23 protein-coding genes, 1 tRNA gene and 1 riboswitch are annotated in these 22,719 nt (G+C 71.9%); of the genes, 12 read left to right on the top strand and 12 right to left on the bottom strand.

From position 1 onward, the window contains the following. Nucleotides 1–156 precede the first annotated feature (156 nt). From FKN01_RS19150 to FKN01_RS19165, 4 genes are all read left to right on the top strand, one after another. Nucleotides 157–411: a DUF3311 domain-containing protein gene (locus FKN01_RS19150; RefSeq protein ID WP_143622204.1), complete on the top strand. Its 255-nt coding sequence runs from the start codon at nucleotides 157–159 to the stop codon at nucleotides 409–411. Continuing rightward, nucleotides 408–2,039 (top strand): monocarboxylate uptake permease MctP, encoded by a 1,632-nt coding sequence (mctP, locus tag FKN01_RS19155; protein ID WP_143622206.1) that lies wholly within the window; start codon nucleotides 408–410, stop codon nucleotides 2,037–2,039. Before FKN01_RS19150 ends, mctP begins: the two co-directional genes overlap by 4 nt. A gap of 58 nt (nucleotides 2,040–2,097) precedes the next feature. Further along, a riboswitch (cobalamin riboswitch) is annotated at nucleotides 2,098–2,229 on the top strand. A gap of 141 nt (nucleotides 2,230–2,370) precedes the next feature. Then, complete coding sequence (locus FKN01_RS19160; protein ID WP_143622208.1) at nucleotides 2,371–4,767, top strand: ribonucleoside-diphosphate reductase subunit alpha; 2,397 nt, start codon at nucleotides 2,371–2,373, stop codon at nucleotides 4,765–4,767. Next, entirely contained in the window at nucleotides 4,767–5,786 is a 1,020-nt protein-coding gene (locus tag FKN01_RS19165) for a ribonucleotide-diphosphate reductase subunit beta (RefSeq protein ID WP_185992900.1), read from the top strand. The genes FKN01_RS19160 and FKN01_RS19165 overlap by 1 nt, the downstream gene beginning before the upstream one ends. On the opposite strand, the gene FKN01_RS19170 is transcribed toward FKN01_RS19165, so the two are convergent. Further along, entirely contained in the window at nucleotides 5,783–5,995 is a 213-nt protein-coding gene (locus FKN01_RS19170) for a hypothetical protein (protein WP_143622211.1), read from the bottom strand. The genes FKN01_RS19165 and FKN01_RS19170 overlap by 4 nt on opposite strands. Before the next feature lie 81 nt (nucleotides 5,996–6,076). Between FKN01_RS19170 and FKN01_RS19175 the strand changes: the two genes are divergently transcribed. Next, on the top strand, nucleotides 6,077–7,051 hold the full coding sequence (locus FKN01_RS19175) for a GlxA family transcriptional regulator (protein WP_143622213.1): 975 nt from the start codon (nucleotides 6,077–6,079) through the stop codon (nucleotides 7,049–7,051). Between the two features lie 28 nt (nucleotides 7,052–7,079). On the opposite strand, the gene FKN01_RS19180 is transcribed toward FKN01_RS19175, so the two are convergent. The 9 genes from FKN01_RS19180 to FKN01_RS19220 all read right to left on the bottom strand — a co-directional run bounded on the left by FKN01_RS19180 (nucleotide 7,080) and on the right by FKN01_RS19220 (nucleotide 15,262). Continuing rightward, nucleotides 7,080–7,811 carry a D-Ala-D-Ala carboxypeptidase family metallohydrolase gene (locus tag FKN01_RS19180; RefSeq protein ID WP_185992901.1) on the bottom strand — a complete coding sequence of 244 codons (732 nt, stop codon included), beginning with the start codon at nucleotides 7,809–7,811 and terminating at the stop codon, nucleotides 7,080–7,082. A 159-nt stretch (nucleotides 7,812–7,970) separates the two neighbouring features. After that, the gene (gene def / locus FKN01_RS19185) at nucleotides 7,971–8,609 is read right to left on the bottom strand and encodes a peptide deformylase (RefSeq protein ID WP_073964049.1); all 639 of its coding nucleotides are present in this window, start codon (nucleotides 8,607–8,609) and stop codon (nucleotides 7,971–7,973) included. 59 nt (nucleotides 8,610–8,668) lie between these two features. Next, nucleotides 8,669–9,661, bottom strand: coding sequence for a hypothetical protein (locus FKN01_RS19190; protein WP_143622215.1), 993 nt, complete (start codon nucleotides 9,659–9,661; stop codon nucleotides 8,669–8,671). A gap of 91 nt (nucleotides 9,662–9,752) precedes the next feature. Beyond that, nucleotides 9,753–11,021: an HD-GYP domain-containing protein gene (locus FKN01_RS19195; RefSeq protein ID WP_143622217.1), complete on the bottom strand. Its 1,269-nt coding sequence runs from the start codon at nucleotides 11,019–11,021 to the stop codon at nucleotides 9,753–9,755. Continuing rightward, a complete protein-coding gene (locus tag FKN01_RS19200; RefSeq protein WP_143622218.1) occupies nucleotides 11,018–12,388 on the bottom strand; it encodes an HD-GYP domain-containing protein in 1,371 nt (456 codons plus the stop codon). The genes FKN01_RS19195 and FKN01_RS19200 overlap by 4 nt, the downstream gene beginning before the upstream one ends. Before the next feature lie 106 nt (nucleotides 12,389–12,494). Beyond that, nucleotides 12,495–12,815: a mycothiol system anti-sigma-R factor gene (rsrA, locus tag FKN01_RS19205; protein WP_143622220.1), complete on the bottom strand. Its 321-nt coding sequence runs from the start codon at nucleotides 12,813–12,815 to the stop codon at nucleotides 12,495–12,497. Continuing rightward, entirely contained in the window at nucleotides 12,812–13,456 is a 645-nt protein-coding gene (locus FKN01_RS19210) for a sigma-70 family RNA polymerase sigma factor (RefSeq protein ID WP_398932760.1), read from the bottom strand. Before FKN01_RS19210 ends, rsrA begins: the two co-directional genes overlap by 4 nt. A 274-nt stretch (nucleotides 13,457–13,730) precedes the next feature. Then, nucleotides 13,731–14,390, bottom strand: a complete 660-nt coding sequence (locus FKN01_RS19215; protein ID WP_143622224.1) for an alpha/beta family hydrolase — start codon at nucleotides 14,388–14,390, stop codon at nucleotides 13,731–13,733. Between the two features lie 56 nt (nucleotides 14,391–14,446). Continuing rightward, complete coding sequence (locus FKN01_RS19220) at nucleotides 14,447–15,262, bottom strand: SOS response-associated peptidase (RefSeq protein WP_143622226.1); 816 nt, start codon at nucleotides 15,260–15,262, stop codon at nucleotides 14,447–14,449. Between the two features lie 65 nt (nucleotides 15,263–15,327). Between FKN01_RS19220 and FKN01_RS19225 the strand changes: the two genes are divergently transcribed. The 6 genes from FKN01_RS19225 (at nucleotide 15,328) to FKN01_RS19250 (ending at nucleotide 20,332) form a co-directional block, all read left to right on the top strand. Next, a complete protein-coding gene (locus FKN01_RS19225) occupies nucleotides 15,328–16,041 on the top strand; it encodes a M50 family metallopeptidase (RefSeq protein ID WP_143622228.1) in 714 nt (237 codons plus the stop codon). 47 nt (nucleotides 16,042–16,088) lie between these two features. Continuing rightward, nucleotides 16,089–17,438 (top strand): 3-phosphoshikimate 1-carboxyvinyltransferase, encoded by a 1,350-nt coding sequence (gene aroA / locus FKN01_RS19230; RefSeq protein ID WP_143622230.1) that lies wholly within the window; start codon nucleotides 16,089–16,091, stop codon nucleotides 17,436–17,438. A 3-nt stretch (nucleotides 17,439–17,441) separates the two neighbouring features. Beyond that, nucleotides 17,442–18,458, top strand: a complete 1,017-nt coding sequence (gene rsgA, locus FKN01_RS19235) for a ribosome small subunit-dependent GTPase A (protein ID WP_143622231.1) — start codon at nucleotides 17,442–17,444, stop codon at nucleotides 18,456–18,458. A 110-nt stretch (nucleotides 18,459–18,568) separates the two neighbouring features. Continuing rightward, the gene (locus tag FKN01_RS19240) at nucleotides 18,569–18,892 is read left to right on the top strand and encodes a multidrug efflux SMR transporter (RefSeq protein ID WP_143622233.1); all 324 of its coding nucleotides are present in this window, start codon (nucleotides 18,569–18,571) and stop codon (nucleotides 18,890–18,892) included. A gap of 51 nt (nucleotides 18,893–18,943) precedes the next feature. Continuing rightward, nucleotides 18,944–19,744, top strand: coding sequence for a histidinol-phosphatase (gene hisN, locus FKN01_RS19245; RefSeq protein WP_143622235.1), 801 nt, complete (start codon nucleotides 18,944–18,946; stop codon nucleotides 19,742–19,744). 186 nt (nucleotides 19,745–19,930) lie between these two features. After that, nucleotides 19,931–20,332 carry a cyclic nucleotide-binding/CBS domain-containing protein gene (locus FKN01_RS19250; RefSeq protein WP_143622237.1) on the top strand — a complete coding sequence of 134 codons (402 nt, stop codon included), beginning with the start codon at nucleotides 19,931–19,933 and terminating at the stop codon, nucleotides 20,330–20,332. 73 nt (nucleotides 20,333–20,405) lie between these two features. Here the strand turns inward: FKN01_RS19250 and FKN01_RS19255 are convergent, their stop codons facing one another. Beyond that, nucleotides 20,406–21,857 (bottom strand): catalase, encoded by a 1,452-nt coding sequence (locus tag FKN01_RS19255; protein WP_143622239.1) that lies wholly within the window; start codon nucleotides 21,855–21,857, stop codon nucleotides 20,406–20,408. A gap of 173 nt (nucleotides 21,858–22,030) precedes the next feature. Between FKN01_RS19255 and FKN01_RS19260 the strand changes: the two genes are divergently transcribed. Continuing rightward, nucleotides 22,031–22,450 carry a Fur family transcriptional regulator gene (locus tag FKN01_RS19260; protein ID WP_143622241.1) on the top strand — a complete coding sequence of 140 codons (420 nt, stop codon included), beginning with the start codon at nucleotides 22,031–22,033 and terminating at the stop codon, nucleotides 22,448–22,450. Nucleotides 22,451–22,551: 101 nt separating this feature from the next. Here the strand turns inward: FKN01_RS19260 and FKN01_RS19265 are convergent. Beyond that, a tRNA-Met gene (locus tag FKN01_RS19265) sits at nucleotides 22,552–22,625 on the bottom strand. Nucleotides 22,626–22,719: the final 94 nt, after the last annotated feature.

Here is a 22,719-nt window from a genome sequence, read left to right on the forward strand (position 1 = left end):
ACCAACCCCGGTACGTTTGCCGCTATTTGGGCCATCCGGCCGGGCCGCGCCGACCGTTGCCGGACCGCAATGCGGACGGGGGGTGACGGTGACCGGGACCCTCGCCTAGATTTCCTGCGCATTACAGGTGATCAGCGAGGGGACGGAGTCGCCGCCATGCCGCAAGAACCAGAAGGAAAGCCACCCACCGTCACACCGCTGCGGGTGGTCATCGCCCTGTGTCTCATCGCGCCGTTCGTGGCGATGCTCTGGGTGAGTTCGTACGCGAAGATCGACCCGACCTTCATCGGCATCCCGTTCTTCTACTGGTACCAGATGCTCTGGGTGCTGATCTCCACCGCGCTCACCATGATCGCGTACAAGCTGTGGCAGCGTGACCAGCGCGCCCGCAAGGGGGGTGCGTCGGCATGAAGGACGGCGTGAACGGCGTCGCGCTCGGCGTCTTCATCTTCTTCTTCGCGGCCGTCACGGTCATGGGCTTCCTGGCCGCCCGCTGGCGCAAGGCCGAGAACGAGGCCACCCTCGACGAATGGGGCCTGGGCGGACGGTCGTTCGGCACCTGGGTCACCTGGTTCCTGCTCGGCGGCGACCTCTACACCGCGTACACCTTCGTCGCCGTGCCCGCGGCGATCTACGCGGCCGGCGCGTCCGGCTTCTTCGCGGTGCCGTACACCATCCTGGTGTATCCGCTGATCTTCACCTTCCTGCCGCGCCTGTGGTCGGTCTCGCACAAGCACGGCTACGTCACCACCTCGGACTTCGTCCGCGGCCGGTTCGGCTCGAAGGGTCTTTCGCTGGCCGTCGCGGTCACCGGCATCCTCGCCACCATGCCCTACATCGCCCTCCAGCTCGTCGGCATCCAGGCGGTGCTGGACGTGATGGGCGTCGGCGGCGGCGAGGACACCAACTGGTTCGTCAAGGACCTGCCGCTGCTGATCGCGTTCGCGGTGCTCGCCGCGTACACCTACTCCTCGGGGCTGCGGGCGCCCGCGCTGATCGCGTTCGTCAAGGACGGGCTGATCTACCTGGTCATCGCCGTGGCGATCATCTACATCCCGATCAAACTCGGCGGCTTCGACGACATCTTCGCCGCCGCCAAGGACAAGTTCGCGCCGCCCGGGAAGCCGCCGACCGGCGCGCTCGCGCCCCCCGAGGCCGGCCACTGGGGATACGCCACCCTGGCGCTCGGGTCCGCGCTGGCGCTCTTCATGTACCCCCACTCGATCACGGCGACGCTCTCCAGCCGCAGCCGTGAGGTGATCCGCCGCAACACCACCATCCTGCCGCTGTACTCGCTGATGCTGGGCCTGCTCGCGCTGCTGGGCTTCATGGCGATCGCCGCCGGCGTGCAGGTGGAGAACGGCCAGCTCGCCATCCCGCAGCTGTTCGAGAACATGTTCCCCGACTGGTTCTCGGGCGTGGCCTTCGCCGCCATCGGCATCGGCGCGCTGGTGCCGGCCGCGATCATGTCCATCGCCGCGGCGAACCTGTTCACGCGCAACATCTACAAGGACTTCCTGAAGCCGGACGCGACGCCCGAGCAGGAGACCAAGGTCTCCAAGCTGGTCTCGCTGCTGGTCAAGGTCGGCGCGCTGGCCTTCGTCCTCACCATGGACAAGACCGTCGCGATCAACTTCCAGCTGCTGGGCGGGATCTGGATCCTCCAGACGATGCCGGCCCTGGTCGGCGGCCTGTTCACCCGGTGGTTCCACCGCTGGGCGCTGATCGCCGGGTGGGCGGCCGGCATGGTCTACGGCACCCTGGCCGCGTACGGGGTCGCGAGCCCGAACGGCTCCCAGCAGCACTTCGGCGGGTCCTCCAAGGAGATTCCCGGCCTCGGCGAGATCGGCTACATCGGCCTCACCGCGTTCGTGCTGAACGTCGTGGTCGTCGTCGTCCTCACCTTCGTCCTGAACGCCGTGAAGGCGCCCGCCGGGTCCGACGAGACCTCCCCGGCCGACTACACCGCGGACGCGGGCGACCCGGGTGTCCAGCAGAAGCTGCCGCCGGCCACGGCGGGGGCGCCGGGCGGTCACTGACCGCACACCTCTACGCCACGCGACACAACATGTGGGGGCCGTCCGACAGGGCGGCCCCCACATGTATGCTCATGCTCGCTGTCGCCGCAGGGGAATCCGGTGCAAATCCGGAACTGTCCCGCAACGGTGTATCCGGTGTGCTTTCGCGCACCCGTCAGTCCGAGGACCTGCCGACAGCGCGTCCGGCTCGACCGAACCGGACGCCCAGACGTCCGGGCCTCGTGGGATGGGCCGGTGGACGCCGCACGGAGTGCCGCCCTGCCCGGGCCCGCTCCTGCCCGGCTGCCCCCGCTCCCCCGCCGGACCGGAGCCGAGCGAGGGAGAGCACCACGTGACCATCGCGCCAGCCGATCCGGTTTCCACAGCCGGATCAACGGGAACCGCGAGCGACGGCCCCGGCACCGCACTGCTGCGGACCCTGACCGGCCTCACCGCCGATCTGCCCGACACCGACCCCGGGCGCGTCGCCGCCGCCGCCCTGCGCGGCCGCAACGCCCGGTCGGACGAGGCGGAGCTGCGCTCACTGGCCACCGAGGCCGCGGCGGGCCTGATCTCCGAGGACCCCGCCTACTCCCGCCTCGCCGCCCGTCTGCTCACCCGGTCCATCGCGGACGAGGCCGCGGGCCAGGGCGCCGTCTCGTTCTCCGCGTCCATCGCCGTGGGCCACCGCGAGGGCCTGATCGCGGACCGGACCGCCGAGTTCGTGACGCTGCACGCCGCCGCCCTGGACGCCCTGGTCGAGGGCGCACTCGCGGCCGGGGCCGACGACCGCTTCGGCTACTTCGGGCTGCGCACCCTGCACAGCCGCTACCTGCTGCGCCACCCGCTCACCCGGCAGGTCATCGAGACCCCCCAGCACTTCATGCTCCGGGTCGCCGCCGGGCTCGCCGAGGACACCTCCGGGCGGGCGCTGGACGAGGTCGCGGCGCTGTACGGGCTGATGAGCCGGCTGGACTACCTGCCGTCCTCGCCGACGCTCTTCAACTCCGGCACCCGCCACCCGCAGATGTCGTCCTGCTACCTGCTCGACTCGCCGCTGGACGAGCTGGACTCCATCTACGACCGCTACCACCAGGTGGCCCGCCTGTCGAAGCACGCGGGCGGCATCGGCCTCTCGTACTCCCGCGTCCGCGCCCGGGGTTCGCTGATCCGGGGCACCAACGGGCACTCCAACGGCATCGTGCCGTTCCTGAAGACGCTGGACGCCTCCGTCGCCGCCGTGAACCAGGGCGGCCGGCGCAAGGGCGCCGCCGCGGTCTACCTGGAGACCTGGCACGCGGACATCGAGGAGTTCCTGGAGCTGCGCGACAACACGGGCGAGGACCAGCGGCGCACGCACAACCTGAACCTGGCGCACTGGATTCCGGACGAGTTCATGCGCCGCGTCGACGCGGACACCGCCTGGTCGCTGTTCTCCCCGGCGGACGTGCCGGAGCTGGTCGACCTGTGGGGCGACGCGTTCGACGCCGCGTACCGGGCGGCCGAGGCGAAGGGGCTGGCCCGCAAGACCATGCCGGCCCGCGAGCTGTACGGCCGGATGATGCGGACCCTGGCGCAGACCGGTCAGGGCTGGATGACGTTCAAGGACGCCTCCAACCGCACGGCGAACCAGACCGCCGAGCCGGGCAGGGTCGTGCACTCCTCGAACCTGTGCACCGAGATCCTGGAGGTCACCGACGACGGCGAGACCGCCGTCTGCAACCTGGGCTCGGTCAACCTCGGCGCGTTCGTCAAGGGTTCCTCGATCGACTGGGAGCGGCTGGACGCCACCGTGCGGACCGCGGTGACCTTCCTCGACCGGGTCGTCGACATCAACTTCTACCCGACCGAGCAGGCCGGCCGGTCCAACGCCCGCTGGCGGCCGGTGGGCCTGGGCGCGATGGGCCTCCAGGACGTCTTCTTCCAGCTGCGGCTGCCCTTCGACTCCCCGGAGGCCCGGGCGCTCTCGGCCCGGATCGCGGAGCGCGTCATGCTCGCCGCGTACGAGGCGTCCTGCGACCTCGCGGAACGGTCCGGTCCGCTGCCCGCCTGGCCGGAGACCCGGGCCGCGCGCGGGGTGCTGCACCCGGACCACTACGACGTGGAGCTGAACTGGCCGGAGCGCTGGGAGGCGCTGCGGGCCCGGATCGCGAGGACCGGGATGCGCAACTCGCTGCTCCTGGCGATCGCCCCGACCGCGACGATCGCCTCGATCGCGGGGGTCTACGAGTGCGTCGAGCCCCAGGTCTCGAACCTCTTCAAGCGGGAGACCCTCAGCGGTGAGTTCCTCCAGGTCAACGGCTATCTGGTGGACGAGCTGAAGCGGCTCGGCGTGTGGGACGCGCGGACGCGTGAGGCGCTGCGCGAGTCGAACGGCTCGGTGCAGGGCTTCGGGTGGATCCCGGCGGACGTGCGGGCGCTGTACCGCACGGCGTGGGAGATCCCGCAGCGCGGCCTGATCGACATGGCGGCGGCCCGTACGCCGTTCCTCGACCAGAGCCAGTCGCTCAACCTCTTCCTGGAGACGCCGACCATCGGCAAGCTCTCCTCGATGTACGCGTACGCCTGGAAGCAGGGCCTGAAGACCACGTACTACCTGCGCTCCCGCCCGGCGACCCGGATCGCCCGTGCCGCCTCCGGTGCCGCGCCGGCCGCCGCCCCCGTCCCCGTACAGCAGGCGCAGGCGCCCGACGCGGACGCCGTCGCCTGTTCCCTGGAAAACCCCGAGTCCTGCGAGGCATGCCAGTGATGACCACCACGACCACCGGACGGAACCTGCTCGACCCGGGCTTCGAACTGACCCTGCGGCCCATGCGCTACCCGGACTTCTACGAGCGCTACCGGGACGCGATCAAGAACACCTGGCACGTGGAGGAGGTCGACCTCCACTCGGACGTGCCGGACCTCGCGAGGATGACGCCCGCCGAGCAGCACCTGATCGGGCGGCTGGTGGCGTTCTTCGCGACCGGTGACTCGATCGTCGCCAACAACCTGGTGCTGACGCTGTACAAGCACATCAACTCCCCCGAGGCCCGGCTGTATCTGTCGCGGCAGCTGTTCGAGGAGGCCGTGCACGTCCAGTTCTATCTGACGCTGCTCGACACCTATCTGCCCGACCCGGACGACCGCGCGGCGGCGTTCGCGGCGGTGCAGAACATCCCCTCGATCCGCGAGAAGGCGCAGTTCTGCTTCCGGTGGATGGACTCGGTGGAGGAGATCGACCGGCTGGAGTCGAAGGCGGACCGCCGTCGCTTCCTGCTGAACCTGATCTGCTTCGCGGCGTGCATCGAGGGGCTGTTCTTCTACGGCGCCTTCGCCTACGTGTACTGGTTCCGCTCGCGCGGGCTGCTGCACGGTCTCGCCACGGGGACCAACTGGGTCTTCCGCGACGAGACCATGCACATGAACTTCGCGTTCGAGGTCGTGGACACGGTCCGCGCGGAGGAGCCGGACCTCTTCGACGACGCCCTCCGGCAGCAGGTCACCGACATGCTGAAGGAGGCCGTCGAGGCGGAGCTGCAGTTCGGCCGCGACCTGTGCGGCGACGGGCTGCCCGGCATGAACACCGAGTCGATGCGCGAGTACCTTCAGTGCGTCGCCGACCAGCGGCTCACCCGGCTGGGCTTCCCGGCGGTGTACGGATCGCAGAACCCGTTCTCGTTCATGGAGCTCCAGGGGGTCCAGGAGCTCACGAACTTCTTCGAGCGCCGCCCCTCGGCGTACCAGGTGGCCGTCGAGGGCACGGTCGCCTTCGACGACGACTTCTAGATCCTCGCCCAGCTCCTGACGTACGGACGCCGTGCGGCCCCCACCGGCCGCGCGGCGTCCGCCGTTCGGGGTGGGCGGGTGCTCCGGTCCTGTTCCGCCGCGCGCAGCTGGCGGTCGATGCGGCGCTCGCGGGCGGCGCCGATCAGCGCCGGCAGCAGGACGAGGGCGGAAAGTGCGGAAATGCCGAGGAAGTTCAGGAATGTGTTCATGCCTCTACTGTCCTCGTTCCGGAGGAGATCCGGCAGTGGCAGGACTGTCATACGACATCGAATTACTGCCACACTGGGTCCATGCTGAACAACGTCGCCGCCCTGCTGCTCGATGACGTCCACCCCTTCGAACTCGGGGTGCTCTGCGAGGTGTTCGGCCTCGACCGCAGCGACGAGGGCCTGCCGGTGCACGATTTCGCGGTGGTCTCCGGCGAGGGGCCCCAGCTGCGGACCCACGCCGGCTTCACGATCCACACCCCCCACGGCCTCGACCGGCTGGAGGAGGCGGACCTCGTCGCCGTACCGGCCGGCAGCCGCTTCGGGCAGCGCGAGTTCCCCGAGGAGGTCCTGACCGCCCTGCGCCGGGCCGTGGAGCGGGGGGCCCAGGTGCTCAGCGTCTGCTCGGGGGCGTACCTCCTGGGCGCGGCCGGGCTGCTCGACGGCCGCCGCTGCACCACGCACTGGCGGCACGCCGACGACCTGGCCCGCCGCTTCCCCGAGGCCGCCGTCGAGCCGGACGTGCTGTACGTGGAGGACGGGCCGGTCACCACGTCGGCGGGGACGGCCGCGGGGATCGACGCCTGCCTGCACCTGGTCCGCCGGGCCTACGGGCCCGCCGTCGCCAACACCATCGCCCGCCGGATGGTGGTGCCGCCGCACCGGGACGGCGGGCAGGCGCAGTACGTCCAGCGGCCTCTGCCGCGCACCCGGTGCGACACGGTGGGCGGCACACTGGCCTGGATGGAGCGCCACCTCGACCGCGAGATCACCGTCGAACAGCTCGCGGACCGGGCGCACATGTCGCCGCGCACCTTCGCCCGCCGCTTCCAGCAGGAGACCGGCACCACTCCGTACCGCTGGCTGCTGCGCCAGCGCGTCCTGCTGGCCCAGCACCTCCTGGAGAGCTCCGACGAGACCGTCGACACCATCGCCGACCGCACCGGCTTCGGGACGGCGGCGGCGCTGCGCCACCAGTTCGTACGCGCCCTGGGCACCACGCCGCAGGCGTACCGGCGCACCTTCAGGGGCCCGTCGGCGGTCGGCGAGGCTGCCTGACCGGGCCCGACGGACCCCGTGAGGGGTGTCAGACGCCGCAGTTGGGCGCCGACCAGTGGTGGCTGGGGCCCTGGTTCACGTGGACGTGGTCGTTGTGGTCCGGGTAGCCCGGGCCGAGAATCCCGTTGAAGCCGTGGTAGCGGGCCTCCTTGGCGAGGGTGCAGAAGGCGATCCCGCCGAGGTCGGCCGCGTCCCCGTACAGATGGCGGCTGTTCGACGCGCCGCCGACGGCGCTGTTGCAGGACGTGGAGCGGAACCCGCTGTTGATGTTGATGGGCCGGTCGCCGAGCGCGTGGCGCAGCGCCTCCAGCTTCCACATGGTGCTCAGCGCGTTGGCCTTCGCCGTGGCCGCCGAGACCGCGCCGCCCGACCAGGTGCTGTTGCAGCGGTTCATCTCGGCGTACGTGAAGTGCGCCGGGGTGCAGTCGTTGTCCTGGAGGGCGTAGATCTTGGCCTGGGTGTCGGGGCCCGCGATGCCGTCGGCGGCCAGCCCGTAGGCGGCCTGGAAGCGCTTGACGGCGGCGGTGGTGGCGGGGCCGTACGAGCCGTCGATGGCCAGGACCGAGTTGTAGCCGGGGTAGCCGGCGACCCGGATCTGCAGCTGTTTCACGTCGTTGCCGGTGGCGCCGGGCCTCAGGGTGCGGGTCCAGGTGTAGCAGCCGTCGGCGTGCGCGGTGCCGGCGGTGACCACGGCACCGCCCAACGCGAACGCCATGGTCATGACAAGGCTGAGCAGGAGTCGTGCGGAACGTCTGATCACGGGGGCTCCCTACCGCTGTTGGATGTCTGGGCTGTGGAAGGCCTGCGGCACGAGCCTGTCGGATGCGAGGGTCCCCGTCAACTACGCGTGTAGAAACGGAGGTTGACGGAGAGGCGAACGCGGCGCGGGACGGGCCCGCGCCGCGTTCGCCGCACCGGCTCAGTCGTTCGGGACGACCTCGTAGCGCGGGGTGTTCTCCGCCATCTGCCGCAGCGCGTCCTTGCGCTCGCGCTTGGAGAGCCGGTCGATGTACAGGTAGCCGTACAGGTGGTCCGTCTCGTGCTGGAGGCAGCGCGCGAAGTAGCCCGTGCCGCGCACCCGGACCGGGTTGCCCTTGGCGTCCTGGCCGCGCACCACCGCGTAGTCCGGGCGGGCCAGCTTGGCGTACGCCGTCGGCACGGAGAGGCAGCCCTCGCCGGAGTCGTCCAGGACCCGCGCCTCCGGCGGCAGCTCCTCCAGGACCGGGTTGCAGATGGCACCGACGTGCCGCACGCCCTCGTCGTCGGGGCAGTCGTAGACGAAGACCTTGAGGTCGACGCCGATCTGGTTGGCGGCCAGGCCGACGCCCTCCGCCGTGCGCTGGCTCGCGAACATGTCGTCGATCAGCGCGGCCAGCTCGTCGCCGAACTCCGTGACGTCCTTGCACTCCTTGTGCAGGACCGGGTTGCCCACGACCGTGATCGGACGGGAGGTACCGCGCTCGCGGTGTGCCGTCTCGCGCGCCTCACAGTCCTCGGTGTCGATGAGGAAGCCCTCCTCGTCGACGCTGACCTGCTCGTCCGTCTCCTGCTGCGCCATGTCCGCCGTACGCCTTCCTCAAAACCCGAATCGGTGCGTCCATAGCCTACGGGCACGGGTCAGCAGACTTCTTCGAGATCCCGCCACTCACGGCTGTCCGGGCTGTCCGCCACCCAGCCGTCCAGCAGCCCGCGCACCAGACCGGCCGGGGCCGCGAGACCGCACTCACGCTCCGGCACCCACAGCTCACCGGCCGTGCGGTGCCCCAGCGGGCCCGGATGCCCCGGCTCGCTGTGGTCGTGCGGGTCCAGGTGCTCGCCGTCGCCCTCGTCGCTCTCCATCCGGCTCTCCGAACAGGCCCGGCACAGCAGCCGCACCGACGAGGACCAGTCCTCGGCGGCGAACCCCGCGTCCGAGGCCAGCTGCTCCAGCGCGTCCCGGTCCGCCTCCGTGGCCGCCTCCAGCAGCACCACCCAGGTCGGCACGGGCGACGGGGCCCACAGCTCGATCTCGTCGAACACCGGGTAGGAGGGGCCCGCCGCGGTGATCCGCTCGCCGTTCGACACCCCGTCGTGCAGCACGACCTCGCCCCAGCGCCGCCCGGACGACGGCAGCGGGATCGACAGCACCTCTATCCGGGCCGGGTCGAGACGGCGGCCCCAGACGACCTCGGCCTCGCCCTCCGGCGACAGCCGTACCGCCGCGCTGCCCAGCTCCATGCCGACCGGCTCGTTGCCCGCGGCCGGGGTCTGCTGACCGCCGCCCGGGACCTTCAGCCCGTACGCCTGCCAGGCGCGGCGCGCCAGCGGCCAGTCCTGGAGGGCGGTCGCGGCGATGCCCACGTTCCACCAGTCCGGGGCTCCGGACTCCTTGTCGAGCAGGGCGACGGCCCGCAGCCCGGCGGCCCTCGCCTGTTCCCAGTCGTGCCGGAACTTGTGCAGCAGCGCCAGGTTGAACCATGACTCGGAGAGCCAGGGCTCCAGGTCCGCCGCGCGTGTCAGCAGCGCCCCCGCGTCCTCGTACCGGCCGTCGCCGATCAGCGTGAACGCGCGGTCCGTGGCCTGCCGCCAAGAGGCGGACGGCCGATGCCGTACCTTCCCGAAGATCCTCACGATTCCCGCCTGTCCCGACTGGACACCCTCGTTCTACCGCTCTCTTCGCATCCAACCATGCCGGGCCGGACGCCCGCTCATTACCCATCGGTTACCCGGGCGGGACGGGGGTCAGGCCGCCCCGGGCCAGAACCCGGGCCAAGGACTCCACCACCTGCGGCTGGTAGTCGTGCCCGGTTCCGAGCCTGAGCTGTTCCAGCGCACCCAGTGGCCCGGAGAGACTTTCCCCGCTGAGGTCGTCGTATGCGTTCACCGCCCGGACGATCCTGGCGGACAGCGGCTGCTCCCGGTAGGGGTCGGCCTGGCGCTCCACCACGACGGCGACCTTCGCGTCCACCCCGGTCTGCCGGACCACCGCGCCGCCGAGCAGCGCGATCCGGCGCTGCTCGGCGGCCGGCAGCAGGGCCGTCGCCCCGTCCGGCACCGGGTCGACCAGCGACAACTGGCCGATGTCGTGCATCAGCGCCGCGTACTCCAGGACGGTGAGCTCCGGCCCGGACAGGCCCATCTCGCGCCCGACGGCGGTGCACAGCTCGGCCACCCGGCGGGCGTGGCCGTGCGGGGTGTAGCCGGCGATCTCGGTGGACCGGGCGAGCGAGGCGATGGTCTGCCGGTACGTGGTGCGGGCGGCGGCGAACCGGCGGTACGAGAGCTGGGTGAGCAGCAGCGGTACGCAGAGCACGGGCAGCGCCCACAGCCCGGCGGCGGCGACCCCGAGCGCCATGACCGCGCCGGTCGCGCAGACGGCCGAGCCGATGCCGGTGAGCGCCCGCAGCTCGTCGCGGAGCAGCGGCCCGAAGGGCGCGGGGGCCTCCCGGGAGCCGCGCGGGCGGGTGCGGGCGCGCAGCAGGAGCGCGGCGAGCACGGCGTCGCAGAGGGCGGTCAGGCCGAGCAGCAGGAGCAGGAAGGCCGCGTAGTACGGACCGTCGCCGAGCCATCGCTCGCTGCGGCCCGCGGTGTACAGGGGCTGGAAGCAGACCGCCGCGAAGGTCACGGTCAGCAGCCGCCGGGCCACCTGGTCGGCGCCCGGCCCGGCGCCCCGCGCCAGCTGCGGCACCGAGGCGACGAGCTGGGCGGCGGCGAGGACCGCGACGACCTGGAGGACCCCGTGGCTGGTGGGCTGCCCGCCGCTGCGCCCGAGCAGGGCGTACGCGAGTGCCCCGGCGGCGCCGAGCGGCGCGGGCTCCCGCTCCCCGGGCAGGGCGCCCCAGCGGGCCAGCTCGCCGATGGTGATGAGGGCGCCGAAGGCGAGGGCGTGCCCCGGATCGTGGACGCCGCGCCACAGGGTGTGCCCGAGCCCGGCGGCGGCGAGCACGAGGGCGGCGCCGCGCAGGCCGAGCGTCGCGGGGCCCGGGGTCACCGGGGACCCTGCCCGTCGGCACCGTCCGGCCGGGGGCTCAGCGGCGCGGGGACGGGCCCGGCGGCCCCCTCCCGAGGCGGCGGCAGCCGCGTGTCGTCCGATGTGACGGCCCCGAACCAGCCGTACCGCTCCAGGCCCCGCGCCAGGGCCCGCACCATCTGGGGGTCGAACTGCGTGCCGGCGCACCGTTCCAGCTCCTCCACGGCGGCCGGGACCGGCCGGGCCCGCCGGTAGGAGCGGGTCGAGGTCATGGCGTCGAAGGCGTCGGCGACGGCGACGACGCGGGCGCATTCCGGGATGCCCCGGCCGGAGAGCCCGGACGGGTAGCCGCTGCCGTCGAGGCGTTCGTGGTGGTGCAGGATCGCGGCCCTGGCCTCGCCGAGGAAGCCGATGCCCCGGACGATCTCGTGCCCGTACTCCGGGTGCAGCTCGATGACGCGCCGCTCCTCGGGGGTGAGCGGGCCGTCCTTGCGCAGGACGCGGGTGGGGACGCCCAGCTTGCCGACGTCGTGGAGGATGCCGGCGAACCGCAGCACCTCGACGCGCTCCCGGTCCAGGCCCAGTTCGTGGGCGATGAGGACACAGGCGCGGCCGACCCGTTCGCTGTGGCCCCGGGTGTAGGTGTCCTTGATGTCGACGGCCTGGACGAGCGCCCGGATGGTGGCGCGGTGCGCGGCGTGCTCGCGGTGGTACTGGGCGTAGACCCAGCAGGAGATGTACATGGGCAGCAGGACGAAGAGCGCGGCGAGCGGCCCGTAGGAGCTGTTCCAGAGGACGGCCATCATCAGCCCGGCGAGGCCGTGCACCAGGTGGGGGGCGAGCGAGCGAGGCAGGAGCCCGCGCCAGGCGCGGCGCACCGGCAGCCGTTCCGCGACGAGCAGGATCGAGCCGTCGAGGGCGGCGAGCACGGCGCTGAAGGCGAGGGCCGCCGCGCAGACCGGCAGCAGCGCGTAGGGCAGGTCGGGCGGGCTGTCCAGCGCGGCGGGCCCGCCGAGCAGGGCGTGGACGCGGGAGGCCGCCCAGACGGCGAGGGCCGGCTCGGCGGCGCGCCAGATCCGGCGGGCGGTGACGGGCGGTTTGCCGGCCCGGCCCGCGAGGGAGCCCGGGACGGCGACGAGCGCCGCCGCCGGGGGCGGGAGCAGGAAGGCGGCGGCGAGCAGCAGCGGGAAGAACGAGCCCGCGCCGACGAAGCCGACCGGGAAGGGGCGGCGGCCGAGGAGTTCGCAGGCCAGATGGAGCCCGGCGAGCAGGGCGAGCGTGGTCCACGGGGTGGCGGCGCCCGGGCGCAGGGCGGGCGCGGCGCACAGGACCGCGCCGAGGGCGACGAGGCCGATATGGGCCCGCACCGCCCCGCGTGTGGCTCTCACCCTCGCTCGCCCCCCAGCTCCGCTCGTGAAGGGCCACGCTAACGAGCGGGGCGGTCCGGGCGGGTGCCGTCGGGGGCGATTAGCACGTTCGGGTGAAGCGCGGAGGTCACTCCTTGGCGGCGCTCGGCACCTCGGGGCCGGAGACCGTGACGTCCTGCTCCGGCACCGCCTGTCCCGAGCGGATGAGGTCGATGCGGCCCATCACCTTGGAGCGCAGGTCGGCCGGCACGTCGTCCTGGCCGCAGCAGCGCTTCACCAGCTTCTTGACGGCCTGTTCGAGGCCGTACTTCTCCAGGCAGGGGGAGCACTCGACGAAGTGCGCCTCGAACTTGGTGCAGTCGCTGTCGGGCATCTCCCGGTCGAGAAACTCGTAGAGGTGATCCAGGACCTCTGCGCACTCCGTCTCGTGCGGCTCTCCGCAGCTCATGAGCCCGAGCCTTTCCGATCGTCCGACTCACCGGCGCCGGCGGGGACGAGCCCGCGGTCGCGGGCGTAGTCCTCCAGCATGCCGCGCAGTTGACGGCGGCCCCGGTGCAGTCGGGACATCACCGTACCGATGGGAGTCCCCATGATGTCCGCGATCTCCTTGTAGGCAAAGCCCTCGACATCGGCGAGATAGACCGCGATGCGGAACTCCTCGGGGATCGCCTGCAGCGCGGACTTCACGTCCGAGTCGGGCAGGTGGTCGAGGGCCTGCGACTCGGCGGAGCGCAGCCCGGTCGACATGTGCGACTCGGCGCGGGCCAGCTGCCAGTCCTCGATCTCCTCGGCGGCACTGCGCTGGGGTTCGCGCTGCTTCTTGCGGTACGAGTTGATGAAGGTGTTCGTGAGGATGCGGTACATCCACGCCTTGAGGTTGGTGCCCTCACGGAACTGGTGGAAGGAGCCGTACGCCTTGGCATACGTCTCCTGGACCAGGTCCTCGGCGTCCGCGGGATTGCGCGTCATGCGCAGGGCCGCCGAGTACATCTGGTCGAGGAAACCGAGGGCGTCGCGCTCGAAACGCGCGTTGCGCTCGGCCGTCGTCTCCTGCGGGCGGCCGTCGTCGGTCCCTGTGACCGGACCCACCTCCTCCAACGCTGGGGCGGAGCCGAAACCGGACCCGCTCGAATCGGAGAATAGTCGACCTTGGTCACGCGCGGGCTGTCGATCCGTTCCGCCGGGTGACCGCTCGGGAGTGGTCTTGGCCGCGTGCAGGACCGTCCACTCCAGGTCAGCGGTGTTCGAGCGACGTGGGCAGATGGTCGAACCCATGCGACGGACTCCCTCTCCACTTACGACGTTGGCTTACCGATGTCCGGAACAACAGCGGCTCCGTGCCGGGCATTCCCCGCGGTGCGCGTCACACGAGACCGGCCAGCCATCCGGCGACGGCCGCGGTGAGGATCCCCATCGCCCGCTCCTCGGTGAGCCCGGACTTCTTCGGTACGGCGAAGCCGTGGTCGCCGTACGGCACTTCGGTGATCCGGTAGTCGCCGGGCGGGAATTCGGCGGGCTTCCCGAACGGGTCGTTGCCGCCCTGGACGACGAGCGCGTCCACCCCGCAGCCCAGCAGCTCGTCGGCGCGGGTCTTCTCGGGGCGGCCCGGCGGGTGCAGCGGAAAGCTGAGCGCGAGGACCGCCCGGGCGCCGAGCTCCGCGGCGGTGCGGCAGGCCACGCGGGCCCCGGCGCTGCGTCCCCCGGCGACGACCGGCGGCCCCGGGGCGGCGAGGGCCGGCCAGACTCCGCGCCAGCCGGTGTCCAGGGTCTTCGGGGCGGGCGCCAGCTTCTTGCCGGCCACCCGCCAGGGCTGCTCCACGAGGGCGACGCTCACGCCGTACGCGGGCAGGGCGGCGCCGAGGGCCTTGAGGTCGCGGGCCTCGATGCCGCCGCCGGCACCGTGGCCGAGGGCGAGCACGAGGCGCGGGGCGGGGGCGGCGAGCCAGGTGACGCGGGCGGGGCCGGCCCCGGTCTCGACGGTCTCGGCGCGGGGGGTCACGTCGTCGGTGTTCACGGCGCCCATCCAACCAACACCCGGCGGGCGGTACGGGGATGGCGCGTGGCCCCGGCCCGCGTGGTTCAGAAGAGGGTGCCCACCTCGGGCTCGGCCAGCTCGTCCTTCAGCTCGGGGCCGTTGTTGCGGACGTTGCTGACGGCGGTCGCGACCGGGTAGGCGCGCATCAGGCCGGGCGGCGGCGGTGCGAGCAGGGCCCGCAGCTCCTCGATGTCGGTGCGCGAGGGGTCCAGCCAGTCGTCCCAGCGGTCCGGGGTGAGCATCAGCGGCATCCGGGGGTGGATCTCGGAGAGCGAGGCCGGTCCGCCGGCGGGGGCGACGGCGAGCGGACCGGTCTCCGCCTCGGTGGTGATCACCGAGCAGGTGACCCACCACGCCTGCGGGTGGTCGTCGGGCAGGGTGCGGTCGCGCCAGAACTCGTACAGGCCGGCCATCGCGAAGACCGAGCCGTCGGCCGGGGTCACGAAATAGGGCTGCTTGCGGGGGCGCTTGCGGCGCCCCTTCTCCTCCAGCTGCCGTTCCTCGGCGCCGGTCACCCACTCGTAATAGCCGTCGGCGGGCAGGATGCAGCGCCGGGAGGCGAAGGGGCGGCGGAAGGACGGCTTCTCGTGGACGGTCTCGGCCCGGGCGTTGATCATCCGGGCGGCGCCCTCCGGGTTCTTGGCCCAGGACGGGACGAGCCCCCATCTCAGTGCCCGCATCTGGCGAACCGGGCGCTGGTCGTCCGCGTCTTTCACAGGACGTTCCAGGATGGCGTAGACCTCCTTGGTCGGCGCCACGTTGTAGTCGGGCTCCAGTGTCTCGGCCGGTTCCCACTTCTCCACCTGGAAGAGTCCGGTCAGGTCCTCGGGCCGCCGACTCGCTGCATACCGTCCGCACATAAGTGCCAGACTGCCACGACCGCCGTCCCGAACGGACCCCGATCCGGTAAGGAGCCGCCCGCCCCATGGACAGCACCGATCTCGGCAACCTGTGGGACCGCGTCACCGGCACCCAGCCCGCCCCGGAGCAGTGGCTGGTGGTGGTGACCGCGACGGCGGCGCTGATCGCGGTCGTCCCGAACGTCCTGTGGCGGTTGTCCCGGAACACGATCACCATCGCCCACGAGGGCGGCCACGGACTGGTGGCGCTGCTCTCCGGCCGGCAGCTCTCGGGCATCCGGCTGCACTCGGACACCAGCGGGCTGACCGTGAGCCGGGGCAGGCCGACCGGGATCGGCATGGTGCTGACCGCCGCGGCGGGCTACACCGCGCCCTCGCTGCTCGGGCTCGGCGGCGCCTGGCTGCTGGTGGACGGCCGGATCACGCTGCTGCTGTGGCTGGCGACCGCCCTGCTCGCGGTGATGCTGGTGATGATCCGCAATGTGTACGGGGCGCTGTCCGTGATCCTCACCGGCTCGGTGTTCCTGCTGGTCTCCTGGCTGGCCTCGCCCGCCTGGCAGTCCCTGTTCGCGTACAGCGTGGTCTGGTTCCTGCTGCTGGGCGGCGTACGCCCGGTGTTCGAGCTCCAGTCGAAGCGGCGGCGCGGCGGGGCGCCGGACTCGGACGCGGACCAGCTGTCCCGGCTGACCGACGTCCCGGCGGCGCTGTGGCTGTTCCTCTTCCACGCGGTGTCGCTGTGCTCCCTGATCGGCGGCGGGCGCTGGCTGCTGGGCCTGTGACGGGCTGTGACCGGGCTCACCTCCGCCCGAACCTCTAAAGTGAGCGCATGACCGAAAGCGCCGTGCACCCCGCCCTCTGGCCCGCCCCCTTCGCGAGCGGGGCCGTCGACGCGACCGTCACGGTGCCCGGTTCCAAGTCGGTCACCAACCGCGCGCTGGTGCTCGCCGCCCTCTCCTCGGAGCCCGGCTGGCTGCGCCGCCCGCTGCGCTCCCGGGACACCCTGCTGATGGCGGACGCGCTGCGCGCGATGGGCGTACGCATCGAGGAGACGGTGTCCTCCAGCTCCTCGGCGACCGGCGCGGCCGGTGCTCCGGAGGCCGCGGGCGAGGCGTGGCGGGTCATCCCGGCCCCCCTGCACGGCCCGGTCACCGTCGACGTCGGCAACGCCGGTACGGTCATGCGCTTCCTGCCCCCGGTGGCCGCGCTCGCCGAGGGACCCGTTCGCTTCGACGGCGACCCCCGCTCCTACGAGCGCCCGCTGACCGGGGTGATCGAGGCCCTGCGGGTCCTCGGTGCCCGGATCGACGACGACTCCCGGGGCTCGCTGCCGATGACCGTGCACGGCGGCGGCGCGCTGGACGGCGGCCCGGTCGAGATCGACGCCTCCTCGTCCTCCCAGTTCGTCTCGGCGCTGCTGCTGTCCGCGCCGCGCTTCAACCAGGGCGTGGAGGTCCGGCACACCGGCGACCGGCTGCCGTCCATGCCGCACATCCGGATGACCGTCGACATGCTCCGGGCCGTCGGCGCGCAGGTGGACGAGCCGGAGACCGGCGGCGAGCCGAACGTCTGGCGGGTCTCCCCCTCGGCGCTCCTCGGCCGCGACCTGACCGTCGAGCCGGACCTGTCCAACGCCCAGCCGTTCCTGGCGGCGGCGCTGGTCACGGGCGGCCGGGTGACCATCCCGGACTGGCCGGCGCGCACCACGCAGCCCGGTGACGCGCTGCGCGAGATCTTCACCGAGATGGGCGGCGGCTGCGAGCTCACCGAGCACGGGCTGACCTTCACCGGCTCCGGCCGCGTCCACGGCATCGACGTGGACCTCTCCGAGGTCGGCGAGCTGACCCCGGGCATCGCCGCCGTCGCCGCCCTGGCCGACTCCCCCTCCACGCTGCGGGGCGTCGCCCATCTGCGGCTGCACGAGACGGACCGGCTGGCCGCGCTCACCAAGGAGATCAACGAGCTGGGCGGCGACGTCACCGAGACGGCGGACGGCCTGCGCATCCGCCCGCGCCCGCTGCACGGCGGCACCTTCCGTACGTACGACGACCACCGGATGGCCACCGCGGGGGCGGTCATCGGCCTTGCCGTCCCCGGAGTGGAGATCGAGAACGTGGCGACGACCGCCAAGACCCTGCCGGACTTCCCGCAGATGTGGACCGGAATGCTCGGGGCCTGAGACATGCGCCGCTACGGCAAGAACCCCGACGAGGACGACATCCGCGTCCGCCCCAACCGCAAGGGCAACCGCCCGCGCACCCACATCCGGCCCAAGCACGAGGACGCCGAGGACGGCATGGTCCTCACCGTGGACCGGGGCCGCCTCACCGTCCTGGTCGGCGACCGCACGGTCGTCGCGATGAAGGCCCGCGAACTGGGCCGCAAGGCCGCGGTGGTGGGCGACACCGTGTCACTCGTCGGGGACCTGTCCGGCGACAAGGACACCCTCGCCCGGATCGTCCGCATCGGTGAGCGGCGCTCGGTGCTGCGCCGGACGGCGGACGACGACGACCCGTTCGAGCGGGTGGTCGTGGCCAACGCGGACCAGCTGGCGATCGTGACCGCGCTGGCCGATCCGGAACCGCGTCCGCGCATGATCGACCGGTGCCTGGTCGCCGCGTACGACGGGGGGCTCTCCCCGCTCCTGGTGCTGACCAAGTCCGACCTGGCGTCCCCGGACACGCTGCTGGGCGCGTACACCCCGCTGGGGGTGCCGTTCGTCGTCACCAGCCGCGAGGAGCTGGAGAACGGGGACGCGGCCGACCGGGTCCGCGAGCAGCTCGACGGCCGGGTGACGGCCTTCGTCGGGCACTCGGGCGTCGGCAAGACCACGCTGGTCAACGCGCTGGTGCCGAAGGAGAAGCGGCGCACCACCGGGGTGGTGAACGCGGTGACCGGCCGGGGCCGGCACACCACCACGTCGGCGCTCGCGCTGCCGCTGCCCGGCTACCAGGGCTGGGTGATCGACACCCCCGGGGTGCGTTCGTTCGGGCTGAACCACATCGACCCGTCGCGCGTCATCAACGCCTTCCCGGACCTCCAGCCCGGTACGGAGGAGTGCCCGCGCGGCTGCACCCACGACAACCACGAACCGGAATGCGCGCTGGACGCCTGGGTGGCGGCGGGGCACGCGGACCCGGCCCGGCTGGACTCGCTGCGCCGGCTGCTCTCCACCCGTAACAGGCGCGAGGGCGACTGATCGCCGACCGGGCCGGGAACGTTTGCGATCACTCGCTTCCGGTAAGTGCATAATCACGCCCAGCGGCACCATTGGTGCGGGGCGGTCGGCGATGCGGGAGGGTGCGGACGATGGCATGGCTGCTGGTCGTGGTCGCGGGACTTCTGGAGACCGGGTTCGCGGTCTGCCTGAAGCTCTCGCACGGCTTCTCCCGGCTGTGGCCGACCATCGCGTTCTGCGTCTTCGCGCTCGGCAGCTTCGGTCTGCTGACCCTGTCGCTGAAGAAGCTCGACGTCGGGCCGGCGTACGCGGTGTGGACCGGCATCGGCGCGGCGGGGACGGCCATCTACGGCATGGTCTTCCTCGGTGACGTGGTCTCCACGCTGAAGCTGGTGTCGATCTCGCTGGTGATCCTCGGCGTGATCGGCCTCCAGCTCTCCGGCTCCGCGCACTGACCGCTGCGGCCCGTGTGGCCCGGCTCACCGGCGGGTCGATACTGTGACGGCATGCCCGATTACCACGATGATCTGCGCCTGGCCCACGTACTGGCGGACGCCGCCGACGCGGTGACGATGGACCGGTTCAAGGCTCTGGACCTCAAGGTCGAGACCAAGCCGGACATGACGCCGGTGAGCGAGGCCGACAAGGCCGCCGAGGAGTTGATCCGGGGCCATCTGCACCGGGCTCGCCCGCGCGACGCGATCCTCGGCGAGGAGTACGGCATCGAGGGCACGGGGCCGCGGCGCTGGGTGATCGACCCGATCGACGGCACCAAGAACTACGTACGGGGCGTGCCGGTCTGGGCGACGCTGATCTCGCTCATGGAGGCCGGGGAGGACGGCTTCCAGCCGGTCGTGGGCGTGGTCTCGGCGCCCGCGCTGAACCGCCGCTGGTGGGCGGCGAAGGGCTCGGGCGCGTACACCGGCCGCAGCCTGACCTCGGCGACCCGGCTCCAGGTCTCCAAGGTGGAGCGGATCGCGGACGCCTCGTTCGCGTACTCCTCGCTGACCGGCTGGGAGGAGCAGGGGCGGCTCGACGGGTTCCTGGACCTGACCCGGGCCTGCTGGCGCACCCGGGGCTACGGGGACTTCTGGCCGTACATGATGGTCGCCGAGGGGTCCGTGGACATCTGCGCGGAGCCGGAGCTCTCGCTGTGGGACATGGCGGCGAACGCGATCGTCGTCCAGGAGGCGGGCGGCCGGTTCACCAGTCTGGACGGTGTGGACGGGCCGGGCGGCGGGAACGGGGCGGCGTCTAACGGCGCACTCCACCGCGAGCTGCTGGGGTACCTGAACCAGCGTTACTGAGTGCGCCCCGCCCGCAGGGCGGCGTAACGGGCGTGCAGTGGGGTGCGCGGTACATCCGCGCGCCCCTTTTCCGGCCTTCGCGACCCCTTGTCGGCTTTCCGCATGGATGCGACTCTGAGCATTCCCCCACTTGTGAACTTGTGAAGCGACTCACGCGGTCGGTTCACCGAGGAGGTGGCATGCTTCATGCTCGTCCGTGACGCCATGAGCACGATGGTCCTCACCATCGGCCCGGCCCATACGCTGCGCCAGGCCGCCCGGCTGATGTCGGCCCGCCGGATCGGGGCGGCCGTCGTCCACGACCCCGACACCTGCGGGGTCGGCATCCTCACCGAGCGCGACATCCTCGACGCCGTCGGCGCGGGCCAGGACCCCGACACCGAGACGGCCTCCGCCCACACCACCACCGACGTGGTCTTCGCCGCACCCGGCTGGACGCTGGAGGAGGCCGCGGCGGCCATGGCGCACGGCGGCTTCCGCCATCTGATCGTCCTCGACGACGACGGCCCCGTCGGGATCGTCTCGGTCCGCGACATCATCCGCCGCTGGACGCCCGCGCCCCGCCGCCCGGCCGCACTGGTCGGCTGACGGCCGCCCCGCGCACGCGACCGGCCCGGCCCCCGCGGGTGCGGGGCCGGGCCGGTCGTACGGCCGGGGGGACTCAGGCGCGCAGCGCCTGCACGGCCGCCTCCAGCCGCTTGCCGAAGTCCTCGTCGGCGCGGCGGAAGTTACCGATCGCCCGCTCGGCGATGTCGTCGCGCGAGACCTTCGCGATGAAGCCGGACAGGTTGTCGACCAGCCGGCCCTTCTCGTCCTCGGTCATGAGCCGGTAGAGGTTCCCGGCCTGCACGAAGTCGTCGTCCTCGGCGTGGCGCGGGGTCTCGTGGTTGCCCGTGACGCCCGCGACGGGGGTGCCTCCCGAGAGCGGCCGGCCCGTCTCGGCGGGGCCGCCGAAGCTGTTGGGCTCGTAGTTCTTCGCGCCCTTGTGGCGGCCGTCGTACAGATAGCCGTCCCGGCTGTTGGTCCGCGCCTCGGTGGCGTGCGGGCGGTTCACCGGGAGGTGGTCGGCGTTGATGCCGACGCGGTAGCGGTGCGCGTCGCCGTACGCGAAGAGGCGGCCCTGGAGCATCTTGTCCGGGGACGGACCGATGCCGGGCACGAAGTGCGCCGGGCTGAAGATCGACTGCTCGACCTCGGCGAAGATGTTCTCCGGGTTGCGGTTGAGCTCCAGCTTGCCGATCTCGACCGGCGGGTAGTCCGCGTGCGGCCACACCTTGGTGAGGTCGAACGGATTGAAGCGGTACGTCGCCGCGTCGGCCGCCGGCATGATCTGCACCTGCACGGTCCAGGACGGGAAGTCACCGCGCTCGATGGACTCGCGCAGGTCCCGCTGGTGGCTGTCCGGGTCCACGCCGGAGAGGCGCACGGCCTCCTCCGTGGTGAGGTTCTTGATGCCCTGGTCGGTCTTGAAGTGGTACTTGACCCAGAAGACCTCGCCCGCCTCGTTCTGCCACTGGTAGGTGTGCGAGCCGAAGCCGTCCATGTGCCGGTACGAGGCGGGGATGCCCCGGTCGCCGAAGAGCCAGGTCACCTGATGGGTGGACTCGGGCGAGAGCCCCCAGAAGTCCCAGACGTTGTCCGCCTCCTGGGAGCCGGTGTACGGGTCGCGCTTCTGCGTGTGGATGAAGTCGGGGAACTTGATGGCGTCCCGGATGAAGAACACCGGGGTGTTGTTGCCGACGAGGTCGTAGTTGCCGTCCTCGGTGTAGAACTTCAGCGCGAAGCCGCGCGGGTCGCGCACCGCGTCGGCGGCGCCGAGGTTGCCCGCGACGGTGGAGAAGCGGAGGAAGGTCTCGGTCTGCTTGCCGACCTCCGAGAGGAACTTCGCCCGCGTCCACCGCGACACGTCACGGGTCACCGTGAACGTCCCGTACGCCCCGGCGCCCCGGGCGTGCACCACGCGCTCCGGAATGCGCTCGCGGTTGAAGTGCGCCAGCTTCTCCATCAGCGACTGGTCCTGCACCAGGACCGGTCCGCCCGCACCGGCGGTCTCGCTGTTCTGGTTGTCGGCGACCGGTGCGCCTGCCTCCGTGGTGAGCGGTCCCTGCGTCACGTGCGCCTCCTGCGTCGTTTCCGCACGTCATGCCTTCATGCCGTGCCCGCGTCCGGCCTTCCTGTCCTCCGGCCGACGCCAAAGCGATCCTACATTGGACAAAGTCCAAGTCAACTGGGCATCCAAAGTCGCACATATTCAAGACCTGACCCCCGCGCTGCTAGAATGGCGCCATGAGTGACCTGCTGGAACGACTTCGAGGACGCGGCTGGCGCATGACCGCGCAGCGGCGCGTCGTGGCCGAGGTCCTCGACGGGGACCATGTGCACCTGACCGCCGACGAGGTCCATGCCCGCGCGGTGGCGAAGCTGCCCGAGATCTCCCGGGCCACCGTCTACAACACGCTGGGCGAGATGGTGAGCCTCGGCGAGGTCATCGAGGTCTCCACCGACCGGCGCGCCAAGCGCTACGACCCCAACGCGCACCGCGCCCACCACCACCTGGTGTGCGCGCGGTGCGGCGCCATCCGCGACGTGCACCCGTCGGGCGACCCGCTGGCGGACCTGCCGGCCGGCGAGCGCTTCGGCTTCACCATCTCCGGCGTCGAGCTGACCTACCGGGGCATCTGCCCGGACTGCGCCGCGACGGCCTGAACGTGTCCCGGACCGCCTCCCGCGCCGGGGGGCGGTCTTCGTGTGCGCGCACATACGACCGAGGGCCGGATCTTCGAAAAGATCCGGCCCTCGGCCTTCAGTAGCGGGGACAGGATTTGAACCTGCGACCTCTGGGTTATGAGCCCAGCGAGCTACCGAGCTGCTCCACCCCGCGTCGTTGTGTTCACAACCCTACGGGACGGCTCGGACCAGTGCAAATTCGTTCGGCCGACTTCGTTTGCGCCGCCGCCGGAGCCCCGGGCTCCGGC

It is taken from the genome of Streptomyces sp. 130 (assembly GCF_007096885.1).
Classification (GTDB): domain Bacteria; phylum Actinomycetota; class Actinomycetes; order Streptomycetales; family Streptomycetaceae; genus Streptomyces.